The organism is Mesorhizobium xinjiangense (assembly GCF_009749525.1).
In the GTDB taxonomy this organism is placed as follows: Bacteria; Pseudomonadota; Alphaproteobacteria; order Rhizobiales; family Rhizobiaceae; genus Mangrovimarina; species Mangrovimarina xinjiangensis.
The window spans coordinates 47610-61167 of the sequence record NZ_WOAC01000012.1 but is presented as its reverse complement, the minus strand read 5'-3'; the positions used below and the strand labels follow the sequence as shown (position 1 = coordinate 61167).

Sequence of the window (13558 nt, the reverse complement as noted above, 5' to 3'; positions counted from 1 at the left end):
GTTTTGTGGCGCTTAGCCATGCGGAGTGATTGAAAGATGAACCGGTTTGAAGGTCCCGGCGCGCGCGAGGCGCGCCTTCGTTATCTCGATGGCGACTTCCAGGTTGCCAGCCCCGGATCATTCGTGCGTTGCGCGGTGACCGGCGAGGCGATCCCGCTCGACGAGTTGAAATATTGGAGCGTAGCGCGCCAGGAGCCCTATGTCAGCGCCGACGTCTCGCTGGCGCGCGAGATCGAGATCAATCCCGACATGCGCAAGCGCGCCTGATCAGCCGGTCACGACCCGGGCCGTGAAACGCCGAATCGTCGCTTCTCGAAGGCGGCCAGCGTGGCGGAAATGATGGCATCGGGGGCATCGTCCCGCTCGAATGCCACGGCAATCTTCAAGACGGCAACAGTCTCGGCGAAAGCGCGCAGACCGGCCGATCCCGAAGCCAGCCGCACCGCATCCTTTTCGGTCGTGAGCAAATCCGCTCCGGCACGTTTGGCGGCATCCGCCAGCTCGCCGATATCGTCCTGCGAATAAAGATGGTGATCGCCGAAGGCACGCATACCTTCCAGCTGTGCTCCGGCCCGCCGGGCGCTGTCGAAGAATTTCTCCGGATCGCCGATGCCGGCAAAGGCAAGGAATGTGCCTCCGGCAATCTCGTCGGCATTCTCGGGGCGCATCACGGCGCTGTAGACCGGCTTTCCCGCCCGAGCGGTCGCCCGGATCACCCTGTCGGCGCCGTCGCCCTCGCCGATCGCCAGGACCGCATCGGCAAAGCGCATCTGCTGAATGAGCGGGGCGCGCATCGGTCCGCCGGGAATGACATGCGCATTGCCGATGCCGCGCCGGGCATCGATGACGATCAGGGCATAGTCGTAACGGATACGCGCGCTCTGGAAACCGTCATCCATGATCAGGAAGTCGCAGCCCTCTTCGATCAGGAGACGCGCCCCGGCCGCGCGATCCGGCGTCACCGCCACCGGCGCGTGGCGGGCCAGAAGCAGCGGCTCGTCGCCGACTTGGCGAGCGCCGTCGACCTGCAAGTCGACCACATGCGGATGGTGCATCGATCCGCCATGACCGCGCGACAAAACGCCGGGCCTCAGCCCGCGCGCAACCGCCGCCCGGCACAGCGCTATCACCGTTGGCGTCTTGCCCGTGCCGCCGACCGTCAGATTGCCCACGCACAGGACCGGTGCTGCCACCGGCTCGCGCTTCGCCCGCGCCATGCGGCGTGCACCGACGAGGCCGTAGATCGCCGAGAAAGGCCACAGCGCCCAGGCGCGCCAGTCCGCGCTTGCCCACCAGAAGGGAGGCGCCTCGCTCGTCATGTCCACCCGTTGTTGCGCTTGCCGCCGTCTTCCAGCCTGGCCTTGACGATGAGTGGCTGAATATAGGGCTCCAGCGCCTTGAGCGTAGAGGCCAGCGCACCACGCATGTCTTCGACCACCTGGCGCCCTGCTTTCATCATCTGCAGGCGCTTGTCGTCGTTCTTCAAAAGAAAATTGACGGCACCGGCCAGCATGTCCTGATCCTGCACGAGCCGCGCCCCGCCCTTGGTGACGAGTTGGCGATAGGCGTCGCGAAAATTCTGCACATTGCGGCCCGACAGCACCGCCGTGTCGAGCATGGCCGGTTCGAGCGGGTTCTGCCCGCCATCCGCCGTCAGCGAGCGTCCCAGAAACGCGATCTCGGTCAGCCGCAGATAAAGCCCCATCTCGCCGATCGTGTCACCCAGCAGAATGTCCGTATCGGACGCGATTGCGTCGCCGCGGCTGCGCCGAGCCACCCGCAGACCCTTTTCCATCATGGCCTCCTCAATCGCATCGGCGCGATCGGGATGCCTTGGCACGACGATTGTGAGAATGTCGGTATGACGCGAACGCAGCAACCGGTGCACATGGGCCGCGATCATCTCCTCCCCATCGTGGGTCGAGACGGCGGCCCAGGTCTTGCGGCGCCCGATCTCGGCCTCGACACGCGCCAGTTCAGCCCGGTCGACGGGCGGCGGATCCGTGTCCACTTTCAGATTTCCCGAGACGATGACGGGGCGCGCGCCAAGCGCGCGGTAGCGCTCGCCGTCAAGCTCGGATTGCGCCAGCACCAGCGAAAGCTTTTCCAGCAGCGCTTCGGCAAGATAGGTCCGTTTGCTCCACGAAGCGAAGGAACGGTCCGACAGGCGCCCGTTGACCATGACCTGCGGTATGCGCCTGGCGCCCAGTTCCAGGATCGTGACCGGCCAGAGCTCCGACTCGGCAATGATGGCGAGATCCGGAACCCAGTGGTCGAGAAAACGGCTCACCGCCGGCTTCAGGTCGAGCGGCACGTATTGGTGGATGATGCGCTCGCCGAAACGGTCCTGGACCAATTTGGCCGACGTCACCGTTCCGGTGGTCAGGACGACATGGATACCGAAGCCCGCGATGCGTTCGACCAGCGGCGCCACGGCCAGCGTTTCACCGACGCTCGCCGCGTGCACCCATACGAGCGGGCCGGTGGGCCGTGGCAGTTTGGACAACCCATAGCGCTCGCGCCTGCGGCCCCGGTCCTCCTTGCCGCGCGACGTGCGCCAGGCGAGATAGCCGCCGATCAGCGGATAGGCACCGGCACCCGCCCAGCGATAAGCCGCCAATGCTGCCCGGGCCCACCGCTCGCTCATGGCTTGCCGTCGACCAGCCGGTAGGCCTGTGCGGTGGCCGCGTCGAGGCTTTGCGTCACCGCGACGCGCTTGCGCTCCATTTCCGCGTCGTCGGCATCGGCGTTCACGTAGATCGGCTCTCCGGCGACAAGCGCACGACGGCCGAAAGGCAGGTTGATGGTCGTCTTGTCCCAGCTCTTTTCGAGCACCTTGCGGCGGCTGGTCGCGCAGGCGACCGGAACGATCGGGCGTCCGGAGATGCGGGCCAGCGTGACGATGCCCAGTCCGGCCTCGCGCGGCTTGCCATGCGGTATGTCTGCGATCATGGCGACGCTCCTTCCATGCCCAAGCGCCTTTTTCAGGGCAATCAGGGCACGTGCACCGCCTTTTTGCGCCGCCCGGCCGCTTTCACGTCCGCCCGAGCCGCGCACAGGCGTGATGCCGAAACGTTCGGCCACGGCCGCGTTCAGCTCGGCATCGCGGCTGCGTGAGAACATTGCCACCGCCTTGAGATAACGCGGCACGATGCAGGGTATCAGCAGATGTTGCCCGTGCCACATGGCGAAGATCGACGGCGCCTCCAGTGCGGCAACGGCATGCGGATCGTGCGAGCCCGGCACGACGCGATTGGTCAGATAGACGAAGCGCAGCACGCCCGACAAAAGCCGCACAAGAAGGCCCTTGACGAGGCGCGATTGAGCCAGCGGACGGCGTATGCGAAGCCAGAATGCCTTCATCGGTGCGTCCTTGCCGGCGGACCGGCGACGCGATGCGACAGCCGGCATGTCGGCCGTCCGGCGATCGTTCATCAATTCGCCCAACGGCTCAGCCTTCATGCGTTGTCTTGGCTTCCGGGTCGAGGAGGCGGTGCAGGTGAACGATGAAATAGCGCATATGCGCGTTGTCGACCGTCTCCTGGGCCTTGGCCTTCCAGGCCTGTTCGGCCGATTTGTAGTCGGGATAGATGCCCACGATGTCGAGGTCCTCGAGATCGCGGAATTCGATGCTTTCAAGCGACGTCAGTTCGCCGCCGAAGACAAGGTGCAAAAGCTGTTTGCCGGCAGTCCCTTCAGCCATGATCGGCCTCGCTCGTAGTTTAGGAATTCGTCGTCCTGATTAGTGCAATTCGCGCGATTTGCAAACCGGCGCAAGCCTTTATGTGGCAAGCGTCTGCGCCAGTTCGTCGAGCAGCGGGCCGCTGCCGGCGACCAGCGCGCCGTGGCGCACGTTGCGGCCGCCATAGTCCGGCCGTTCAAGACTGGCGTCCAGGATGCCGCCGCCGGCCTCGTGCAAAATGAGGTCGGCCGCCGCCAGATCCCAGTCATGCGCATTGGGTTTGACGAACGTGCCGTCGATCTCGCCACGCGCGATCGTCGCGACGCGGTAGGCTAGCGAAGGGATATAGCCGGTCGTCTGCAGCCGCGCGCGCAGGTTCGCCGGCACCGCCTCGATCATCGCTTTCGGACCGCCGATCACCGGATGCCAGCCGGCCTTGCGCACGGCTATCTCCTTGCCGTCGAGAAAGGCGCCGCGGCCGGCCTGCGCATGAAAATGCTCCTTCCTGGCCGGGCATTCCAGCACGCCCGCAATCGCGCGTCCCGCTTCGACCACCGCGATGGAAACGCACCAGCTGTCGCGCCCGTCGATGAAGGCGCGCGTGCCGTCGATCGGATCGACGACAAACACACGCCGAGCCGACAAGCGCTCGGGAGAATCCGCGGTCTCTTCCGACAGCCAGCCATAGTCCGGACGCGCCGCGGTCAGGCTCTCGCACAGGAAACGATCGATCGCGATATCCGCCTCGCTCACCGGCGAGCTGCCGTCCTTCAGCCAGACTTCGGGGCTGTTTCCGAAATAGCGCAGCGCAATATGTCCGGCTTCCTCCGCCGCTTCGCGGATGAGAGCCAGGTCGGAATCGAGCCGATCGACGTTGGTGTCAATTGCCGGCAAGCGTCATGCCCTCGATCAACAGGGTCGGCGCGGCGCTCGAGAAATTGCGGTCGACATCGTTGGCCGGCGTCATGCGCATGAACATGTCCTTCAGGTTCGACGCGATCGTCACTTCCGAGACCGGATAGGCGATCTCGCCGTTCTCGATCCAGAAGCCCGAGGCGCCGCGGCTGTATTCGCCCGTCACCATGTTGACCCCCTGGCCGATCAACTCCGTGACGTAGAAGCCGCTCTTGATCGACCGGATCAGATCGTCCGGCGAAGCGTCGCCGGGCTCGATGGCGAGGTTGGTCGAGGACGGTGTGACCGACGAGCCCGAGCGCACGCCGCGGCCATTCGTGCTCAGGCCCAATTCGCGCGCGGCGGATGTCGACAGGAACCAGTGGCCGAGCACGCCCTTGTCGACCATGACGAGACGCTCGCCCGCCACGCCCTCGCCGTCGAAGGGATGCGAGGCCTGGCCGCGCACGCGCAGCGGATCGTCGGTGACCGTGATTGCCGCCGCGGCGATCTGCTTGCCCATCATGTCGCGCAGAAAGCTGGTCTTGCGCGCCACCGCCGCGCCGTTGATGGCCGACGCCAGATGACCGGCAATGCCGCGCGCCGCACGCGGGTCGTAGACGACCGTCACCGGGCCGCTCTTGACCTTGCGCGCGCCGAGCCGGCGCACTGCGCGCTCGCCGGCGCTGCGCCCGATATCCTGCGGCGCGTCGAGTTCGTCGAAATGCAGGCGCGAGGAGAAATCATAGTCGCGCTCCATCGCCGTGCCCTCGCCGGCCACCGCGCTCACCGAGCGCGAAAACCGGGTGCCGGTGTAGCTTCCCATAAATCCCTCCGAGGTCGCCAGCACGATGCCGCCGAGACCCGCGGCAGCGCTGCTGCCCCCGGAATTTGTCACGCCGTCGACAGCCAGGGCGGCTTCCTCGGCAGCAAGCGCGTCGTCGCGCAGCCGGTCGGCGGAAACCTCCGTTGCGTCGTAGAGATCGAGATCGGCGATTGCCTTGACCAGCCGGTCTGCGTCGGCAAGTCCCTGATAGGGGTCCTCCGGCGACAGCTTGGCCATCGACACGGCCCGCTCGGCGAGTTGGCCGATATCGGCCCCGACCGTCGCCGAAACGCTGGCCACCCGCTTGCCGCAAAAGACCCGCAGCGACACGCCGTCGCCTTCCGAGGCCTCGGTCGATTCGACCTTGCCCAGGCGAACCGTGACATGGGTCGAACGGCCGCGCATGACAACGGCGTCGGCCGCATCCGCGCCGGCCTTGCGCGCCGCCTCGACGAGCGCGGTCACGCTATCGGCAAGCTTTTCGGTGTTCAGCGGCTGGGACATGCGATATTTCCGTTGAGTGAGCGGGCCGGCCGCCATTCCGGGCAGCTCGACAGCAATTCGGACAGGCTCCATCTATTGCGCCAGGCCGGCATGTGCAATGGGTGGGTTGGCAATCCGGTCAGACCGAAACGACCTTGATCCGGGGAATCAGAAGATGGCTGCAGAAGCTCCGACCTATTTCACCGAGGCCCTGCTGCTGCTCGGCGGCGCGGTCTTTGCCGCGCCGCTCTTCAAGAGCGTGGGACTTGCAACCGTACTCGGCTATCTTGCCGCCGGCGTGGCGATCGGCCCGGTGTCGCGGCTGATTTCGGGCGGTGACGACCTGCTGCACGTTGCCGAGCTCGGTATCGTGTTCCTGCTCTTCATCATCGGCCTTGAATTGAAGTTGTCGCGGCTTTGGGCTCTCAGGCACGCCATTTTCGGTCTCGGTTTCGCCCAGGTTCTGGTCTGCGGAGCCGTGCTGACATTTCTCGCGGCCGAGCTGACCGGGCTCGATTGGCCCGCGGCGATCATCATCGGCTTCGCCCTGGCGCTCTCCTCGACCGCGTTCGCCATGCAATTGCTCGACGAGCAGGGCGACACCAATCGCCGCTACGGCCAGACGGCCTTCTCGATCCTGCTGTTCCAGGATCTGGCCATCGTGCCGCTTTTGGCGCTGGTGCCGCTGTTTGCGCCGGGCGGCGAGGAGGCGACCGGCTCGCCGCTGCAGGAATTCGCCATGGCCATGCTCGCCATCGGCATCCTGGTCGTGGCCGGGCGCTACCTGCTCAACCCGCTGTTCAGGATCATCGCCAATACGGGCGCCAAGGAAGCGATGATTGCCGCCGCGCTGCTGGTCGTGCTGGGGTCGGCCACGCTGATGCAGCAGGCCGGCCTGTCGATGGCCATGGGCGCCTTCATCGCCGGCGTGCTCTTGGCCGAATCCTCCTACCGCCACGAGCTGGAAGCCGACATCGAGCCGTTTCGCGGCATTCTGCTGGCGCTGTTCTTCATGGCCGTCGGACTGTCGCTGCGCCTGACGGTCATCATGGAGAACTGGGTCATCATCCTTGTCGCCGTCCTCGTTGTCATGGTCGTCAAGGCCGTCATCATCTACGGGCTTTGCCGCCTGTTTCTGCGCTCCCACGACGATGCCGTGCGCGTTGCGCTCATCCTGCCCCAGGGCGGTGAATTCGGCTTCGTCATCTTCTCGGCCGCCGCATCGGCCGCGATCTTTCCGCCGACGACGGCCTCGATCCTCGTTGCCATCGTGACCATTTCCATGGCGCTGACGCCGCTTTCCGTCATGCTCGGGCGCTACCTCATCAGGCAGGAGGAAGAGGAGCAGATGGAGGAGAATTTCGACGGAGCCGGTTCCGACGTGCTGATGGTCGGCTTTTCGCGCTTCGGCCAGATCGCCGCCCAGATTCTGCTGTCGGGCGGCAGCAACGTGACGATCATCGACAATTCCGCCAACCGGGTGCGCGCGGCCGAAAAGTTCGGCTTTCGCATCTATTTCGGCGACGGCTTGCGCAAGGACGTCCTGGAGGCCGCCGGCATCCGCCGCTCGAAGATCGTCGCCGTGTGCACGCGGGAAAGGGATACGACCGACCGGATCGTCGAGCTGATCCAGGCCGAATACCCGCATGCCAGGCTCTATGTGCGCTCCTACGACCGCGGCCATACGCTTGAGCTGCGCGCCAAGGGCGTCGATTACGAGCTGCGCGAAACCTTCGAATCCGGGCTCATGTTCGGCCGCAAGACGCTCGAGGGGCTGGGCTTCGACGAGGACACCGCGCGCGAGATCACACAAGACGTTCGCCGGCGTGACGAGGAACGCCTGGAAATCCAGGCGGTGGAAGGCATCTATGCCGGCGGCGACAAGGTGAAGACGCAGCCGACGCCGGAACCGCTGATCAAGCCGAGCCGGGAATCGCGGCGGCTCGACCCGCAATCGGCCGAGCCGGCCGAAACCGCAATCGAATGAACACATGATTGGAGCATCGATGGTGACACCTTTTCACTTGGCCTTTCCCGTGCGCGACCTCGAAGAGACGCGCGCCTTCTATCGCGACGTGCTGGGCTGCGAAATCGGCCGCTCGTCGGAAAGCTGGGTCGACTTCTCACTCTTCGGCCACCAGCTTTCCGCCCATCTCAGACCCGGCGCCAATGATGCCGACCGCGACGGCGCCGTCGACGGAAAGCTGGTGCCGATCCCGCATTTCGGCGTGGTTCTGTCGATGGAAGACTGGCAGGCGCTCGCCGGGCGGCTGGAAGCCAGCCCCGGTGTCGACTGGCTGGAGCGCCCGATGGTGCGATTTGAGGGAGAGCCGGGCGAGCAGGCCACGCTCTTCATTTGCGATCCGTCCGGAAACGCGCTCGAATTCAAGGGGTTCCGGTCGATGGAGCAGGTCTTCGCGCATTGACGGCCGCCATTGGTCGAGCCCACGAAATCGAGTGAGAGGAAAGAGAGCCTTGACGCTGAAGCTTCAAGAGCGATGAGCGAACCGGTCGGCCGCGCCGCGCAGGCCAAGTTCACCGAGGGCTCGACCATGCGCCATGTCGTGGTGATGACCGCGACCGGCTCGGTCGGTCTCGTGGCGATCTTCATCGTCGACGCGCTGAACCTGTTCTACATCTCGCTGCTCGGCGTGCAGGAACTGGCCGCGGCCATCGGCTTCGCCTCCACGCTCCTGTTCTTCACCGTCTCCGTGTCGATCGGCTTCACGATCGCCGGCACGGCGCTCGTTTCGCGGGCGCTCGGCCGCGGAGATCGTGAGCAGGCCGCGCAATTGGGCGGCGCCTCGCTGGTCTTCATGGGGCTCGCCCAGCTCGTCCTGGCGCTGGCCGTCTGGCCGTTCTTGCGCCCCCTGACGGAGGCGCTTGGCGCGCGCGGCGAAACGCTCGACCTGGCGGTCGGCTTCCTGCGCATCGTCCTGCCCTCCTCGCCCATCATCGCGCTGGGCATGGCGACAACCGGCATCCTGCGCGGCGTCGGCGACGCGAAGCGCGCCATGTTCGTCACGCTGAGCGGCGGGCTGGCCGCGGCGGTTCTCGACCCGATCCTCATTCTCTGGCTGGGCCTCGGGCTCGACGGAGCGGCGATCTCCACCGTCCTGTCACGCTCGGTCCTGCTGGCCGTCGGCCTTTACGGGGCGCACAATGTCCACAGACTGGTGCGTCTTCCCGACCGGGCGCGGCTTGTGGCGGCCGCAAGGCCGTTCTTCGCCATCGGCATCCCGGCTGTCCTCACCCAGATCGCCACGCCCGTCGGCAACGCCTACGTGACATTTGCCATCGCCCGTTTCGGCGACGATGCGGTGGCCGGCTGGGCGATCATAGGCCGCCTGGTGCCCGTCGCCTTCGGGTTCGTCTTCGCCCTGTCGGGCGCGGTCGGGCCGATCATCGGGCAGAATTACGGCGCCCGTCGCTTCGAACGCCTCGCCAGAGCCATGCGCGACAGCCTCATCGTCACCGTCGTCTACGTGCTCGCGGCATGGGCGCTTCTCGCCATCTTTCATCGTCAGATCGCGGCTCTGTTCGCCGCCGAGGCGGACGCGCAGGACCTGGTGATCTTCTTCTGCCTGTTTGCCGCCGGCAGCTTCCTGTTCAACGGCGCGCTCTTCGTCGCCAACGCCGCCTTCAACAATCTCGGCTTCGCCACCTACGCGACCGTCTTCAACTGGGGCCGGGCAACGCTCGGCATCATTCCGTTCGTCTGGATCGGCGCGCGCTTCTACGGCGCGGAAGGCGTGATTGCCGGCTGGGCCCTCGGCGCAGTGTTCTTCGGCCTTGCGGCGGCCGTCACCAGCGCGCGCGTGATCGGGAAGATCGCCTCCATGCCGCCGCCCCAGGAACCCTTGCCCGGCCCGCCGCCATCGGCCCAATCGCCGTTTTCCACCAGCAAGGCGGCGACGGCGAACTGAAACCGGGGCACTGAGATTGACTGGCGGCCTACCCCTCCGCCGCCTCTTCATATCTGGCCACGGCATCGGCCACGGCGAGCTTCAGTTCGTCCTTCAGCGACGCCGTTTCGGCCATCACGGCACTGATCTTGAGAAAATCGAGCGCCCTGAAGCGTGAAACGGGTGGCCGGAGGAATATTTCCGGCCGCTGCGACCGGAGCTTCAGGGCATTGATGGACTGCATCATCAACTGCGTCGCCCCGAACAGGAGCTCGATCGTGGTCGGCGTCTTCTTGCCGTCGGGCGTCGGCGCGCCGACCACGTCGATGGCGATGACGATGTCGGCAACATTGTCCAGCAGTTCGAACGGCACGGGGCTGTAGATGCCGCCGTCGATGAGGGTCCGCCCGTCGCGCCGAACCGGGCGAAACACGGCCGGTATGGCGGCCGATGCAGCCATGGCCGATCTCAGTTCGCCGCTGTCGAAGACGGCAAGCTCATGCTGGAAATAGTCGGTCGCTGTCACCTTGAGCGGGATTTTCAAGTCCTCGAAGCGCTCGGGGATCTGTTCGGGCAGGAACACGTCGAGCAGGCGCTCGATGTTGAACTGGCCGATACGCAGGCCGCCCGACACGAATTCGGCAAAGGTGCCCGGCCGCGCCCGCCACATGCGCGAGGCCACCTCGGCGCGCCGGCCGAGGATGGAATGCGCATATTCGTTGATCTCGCGCCCCGACATGCCCGAGGCCATGGCCCCGCCCATGATGGCGCCGATCGAGGAGCCCGCGATCATTACGGGCTCGACGCCGAGCTCGTTCATCACCTCGATGGCGTGGATATGTGCCAGGCCGCGCGCCCCACCGCCGCCGAACGCGACGGCGAATGTCGGCGAACCGGATCGGCTGCCCTTGCGCGCCGCACTCTGCTTCATCCGCCTGGCCCTTCCGTTCACTCCTCGGCCGCCGGCCCCACGACCATCACGGCCGGCCGCGCCTGAAGCAGACGGCGTGCCTGCTCGCGGACCTCCTCGAGGGTCACCGCCTCGATCAGCGCCTCGCGCCGTGCGATGTAATCGATGCCCAGATCGTCAGTCTGCAACTGCACGAGCGTGCGCGCAATGGCGGCCGAGGAATCGAGATTGTTGATCGCATAGGCGCCGAGGACAAAGTCCTTCGCCTGCCGCAACTCCTCCGCGCTCGGTCCCTCCTCGGCCATGCGCCGCACCTCGTCCAGGATCACGTTCAGCGTTTCCTCCGCCCGGTCGGCGCGTGTCGACGTTTCGATGGCGAGCATGGAGGAATGATCGCGATTAACGAGCATGGAATTGATGCCGTAGGAGAGGCCGCGCTTTTCCCTCACCTCGCTGAACAGGCGCGACGAGAAGGTGCCTCCGCCCAGTATATGGTTCATCAGATAGGCTGCGAAGAACCCCGGATCGGACCGCTCGACCCCTGGATAGGCCAGCCGGATGGTCGCCTGCGGCAGCGCATGGTCGACATGCAGGTCCTGGTCGAGACGCGGCGCGGCGGGCCCGATCTCGTCAAGCCGGGCATGCGCGGGCAGATCGCCGAACACCCGGTCGAGTTCGCTCTTCAGCGTCTCCGCGTCGATCGCGCCGACGACGCCGATGACGAGATTGTCGCGGGCGAACAAATGCTCGTGCGCCGCGACGAGATCATCACGCGTGATCGTGGCCAGGGACTCCTTCGTGCCCTCGTCGCGGCGCGAATAGGGATGGTCGCCATAGATGGCGCGCGCCCATGCCCGGCTGGCCTCGGTTTGCGGATCGCGCGACCGCGCATCGATGGACGATACGATCTGTGCCTTGATGCGCGCCACCGGCGCGTCGTCGAAACGCGGCTCGGTGACCGCCAGGCGCAAGACGTCGAACGCCTCCTTCCTGGTCTCGGCCAGCATCCGCATCGACCCGCCGATGGAGTCATAACCGGCGCGAATGCCCATTTCGGCGCCCGCCTCGTCGAGCCGGTCCTGGAACTGCGTCCGGTCGAGGTCGCCCGCGCCCTCGTCGAACAGGCCGCTCATCAGGTTCGCCAGCCCTTCCTTGCCGGCCGGATCCTGTGTGCTGCCGCCGCGAAATGCAAACCGTACTGCGATCAGCGGAACCGTGTAATCCTCGACCAGCCAGGCGGTTATGCCTTTTTCCGACACCACTTTCTGAATGTCGACGGCGGCGCGCGCCGGCTGGACGGCCATCACGAACAGAAGAAGAAACCCGGCAACCCCGGCGAAGCCGTGGCGCAAATTGGTGCTGATCGGCCTCATCGTGCGTCATCCTCCTGGCTCTGCGCCGGCAGCAGGTAGCCGACGACCGCCCTGCCCTGATCGAGCGCCTGCGCCGCCTGCTTCACCTGCTCGGCGCTCACCGCCTTGATCCTGGCCGGCCATTCATTGATATCCTCGATGCTGCCGCCCGTGGTCAGCGTCGTGCCGTAGATGCGCGCCATGCCCGACTGGCTGTCGCGGGCAAATACGTAGCCGCGCTGATAGCGCCGCTTGGCCCTGGCCAGTTCCTTCTCCGTCACGCCCTCGGCGGCGATCTTCGCGATCTCGGCGACAATCGCGTCCTCGACCTCTTCAAGCGCCGCTTGTCCGCGCGGCGCGCCGTAGAGTTCGAAGCTCGTATCGTCGACCGCGTCGCCCTGATAGTAGGCGCCGACAGACGAGGCGACGCCCTGGCGCACCACGAGCTCTTCATAAAGGCGCGTGCGCGGACCCCCGCCAAGGATCTCCGAAAGCAGATCGAGCGCTTCGGCCTCGCCGGGCGCTCCTGTCTCGTAGGACGGAACGACCCAGGCCATGCGCAGGCTGGGGCGGCTGACGCGATCGTCGCTCAGCGTCACGGTCCGGCGCGTGTTCTGTTCCGGCTCCTGGGGCCGCAGGCGCGCCGAAAGGTCGGGCCCGCGCGCGATCTTGCCGTAGGTGGCTTCGGCCAGCGCGCGCACCTGCTCCGCCTCAACGTCGCCGGCGACGACCAGCACCGCATTGTTCGGCACATAGAAGCGATTGTAGAAGGCGACCGCATCGTCGCGGTTCAATGCCTCGATCTCGTGCATCCAGCCAATCACCGGGATGCGATAGGGATGGTTCTGGTAGAGCGTGGCGTCCAGTTCTTCGCCCAGCAGCGCGCCCGGCGAGCTTTCCACGCGCTGGCGGCGCTCTTCCAGCACCACGTTGCGCTCAACATCGATCACCTCGTCCGTCAGCACCAGGTTGCGCATCCGGTCGGCCTCGTAGGACATCATCGTCTTGAGCGCCTCGGGCCGCACCTGCTGGAAATAGGCCGTGTGGTCATAGGAGGTGAAGGCGTTTTCCTGGCCGCCGATCTCGGCCACCCGCGTCGCGAATTCGCCGGGCGGATGGTTCTTCGTGCCCTTGAACATCAGATGTTCGAAGAAATGCGCGATGCCGGACTTGCCGGCCTGCTCGTCGGCGCTGCCCACCTTGTACCACAGCATGTGGGTGACGACCGGCGCCCGGTGGTCTGGGATGACGACCACCTGCAGGCCGTTGTCGAGTTCGAAGCTCGCCACGGCATTTTCCGCCGGTGCCTTGGTCCCGGCCTCATCGGCAAGCAGGTCGCCCGGTCCCGCCAGCGCCAGCATGATGGCGATCAACAGGGCATGAACCGGTCTGGCAGATGCGATCATGATGGATCTCGGCTCCCGCTTTTCGGACCTTTGAGACTACGGTCGCTTCCCGACCGGGTCGGCAGTGTAGCGCGGCAGCCGATGTTGGCGAGGCGAAAAG

General features: G+C 65.9%; 13 protein-coding genes. 4 read left to right on the top strand and 9 right to left on the bottom strand.

Annotation, left to right across the window (positions count from 1 at the left end; all coding sequences use genetic code 11):
- Nucleotides 1-36 precede the first annotated feature (36 nt).
- On the top strand, nucleotides 37-267 hold the full coding sequence (locus GM909_RS13765; protein ID WP_157016965.1) for a DUF2093 domain-containing protein: 231 nt from the start codon (nucleotides 37-39) through the stop codon (nucleotides 265-267).
- Between the two features lie 8 nt (nucleotides 268-275).
- On the opposite strand, the gene lpxK is transcribed toward GM909_RS13765, so the two are convergent.
- The 6 genes from lpxK to GM909_RS13735 form a co-directional block, all read right to left on the bottom strand.
- Nucleotides 276-1319 (bottom strand): tetraacyldisaccharide 4'-kinase, encoded by a 1044-nt coding sequence (gene lpxK, locus GM909_RS13760; protein ID WP_157016964.1) that lies wholly within the window; start codon nucleotides 1317-1319, stop codon nucleotides 276-278.
- Nucleotides 1316-2647: a lipid IV(A) 3-deoxy-D-manno-octulosonic acid transferase gene (gene waaA, locus GM909_RS13755; RefSeq protein ID WP_157016963.1), complete on the bottom strand. Its 1332-nt coding sequence runs from the start codon at nucleotides 2645-2647 to the stop codon at nucleotides 1316-1318. Before waaA ends, lpxK begins: the two co-directional genes overlap by 4 nt.
- Complete coding sequence (locus GM909_RS13750; RefSeq protein WP_407941296.1) at nucleotides 2644-3435, bottom strand: lysophospholipid acyltransferase family protein; 792 nt, start codon at nucleotides 3433-3435, stop codon at nucleotides 2644-2646. Before GM909_RS13750 ends, waaA begins: the two co-directional genes overlap by 4 nt.
- 16 nt (nucleotides 3436-3451) lie before the next feature.
- Complete coding sequence (locus GM909_RS13745; RefSeq protein ID WP_157016962.1) at nucleotides 3452-3703, bottom strand: DUF4170 domain-containing protein; 252 nt, start codon at nucleotides 3701-3703, stop codon at nucleotides 3452-3454.
- A 78-nt stretch (nucleotides 3704-3781) separates the two neighbouring features.
- A complete protein-coding gene (locus tag GM909_RS13740) occupies nucleotides 3782-4576 on the bottom strand; it encodes a 3'(2'),5'-bisphosphate nucleotidase CysQ (protein WP_157016961.1) in 795 nt (264 codons plus the stop codon).
- Nucleotides 4563-5906: a TldD/PmbA family protein gene (locus GM909_RS13735; protein ID WP_157016960.1), complete on the bottom strand. Its 1344-nt coding sequence runs from the start codon at nucleotides 5904-5906 to the stop codon at nucleotides 4563-4565. Before GM909_RS13735 ends, GM909_RS13740 begins: the two co-directional genes overlap by 14 nt.
- Nucleotides 5907-6060: 154 nt before the next feature.
- Between GM909_RS13735 and GM909_RS13730 the strand changes: the two genes are divergently transcribed.
- From GM909_RS13730 to GM909_RS13720, 3 genes are all read left to right on the top strand, one after another.
- Nucleotides 6061-7872: a monovalent cation:proton antiporter-2 (CPA2) family protein gene (locus tag GM909_RS13730; RefSeq protein ID WP_157016959.1), complete on the top strand. Its 1812-nt coding sequence runs from the start codon at nucleotides 6061-6063 to the stop codon at nucleotides 7870-7872.
- Between the two features lie 22 nt (nucleotides 7873-7894).
- Nucleotides 7895-8311, top strand: a complete 417-nt coding sequence (locus tag GM909_RS13725; RefSeq protein ID WP_157017073.1) for a VOC family protein — start codon at nucleotides 7895-7897, stop codon at nucleotides 8309-8311.
- 72 nt (nucleotides 8312-8383) lie between these two features.
- Nucleotides 8384-9811, top strand: coding sequence for an MATE family efflux transporter (locus tag GM909_RS13720; RefSeq protein WP_235911893.1), 1428 nt, complete (start codon nucleotides 8384-8386; stop codon nucleotides 9809-9811).
- Nucleotides 9812-9839: 28 nt separating this feature from the next.
- On the opposite strand, the gene GM909_RS13715 is transcribed toward GM909_RS13720, so the two are convergent.
- Genes GM909_RS13715 through GM909_RS13705 form a run of 3 tightly spaced genes read right to left on the bottom strand, consistent with a single transcriptional unit; the run spans nucleotide 9840 to nucleotide 13458 of the window.
- A complete protein-coding gene (locus tag GM909_RS13715) occupies nucleotides 9840-10721 on the bottom strand; it encodes a patatin-like phospholipase family protein (protein ID WP_157016958.1) in 882 nt (293 codons plus the stop codon).
- 17 nt (nucleotides 10722-10738) lie between these two features.
- Nucleotides 10739-12073, bottom strand: a complete 1335-nt coding sequence (locus GM909_RS13710; protein WP_157016957.1) for a M16 family metallopeptidase — start codon at nucleotides 12071-12073, stop codon at nucleotides 10739-10741.
- On the bottom strand, nucleotides 12070-13458 hold the full coding sequence (locus tag GM909_RS13705) for a M16 family metallopeptidase (protein ID WP_157016956.1): 1389 nt from the start codon (nucleotides 13456-13458) through the stop codon (nucleotides 12070-12072). The genes GM909_RS13710 and GM909_RS13705 overlap by 4 nt, the downstream gene beginning before the upstream one ends.
- Between the last annotated feature and the right edge of the window lie 100 nt (nucleotides 13459-13558).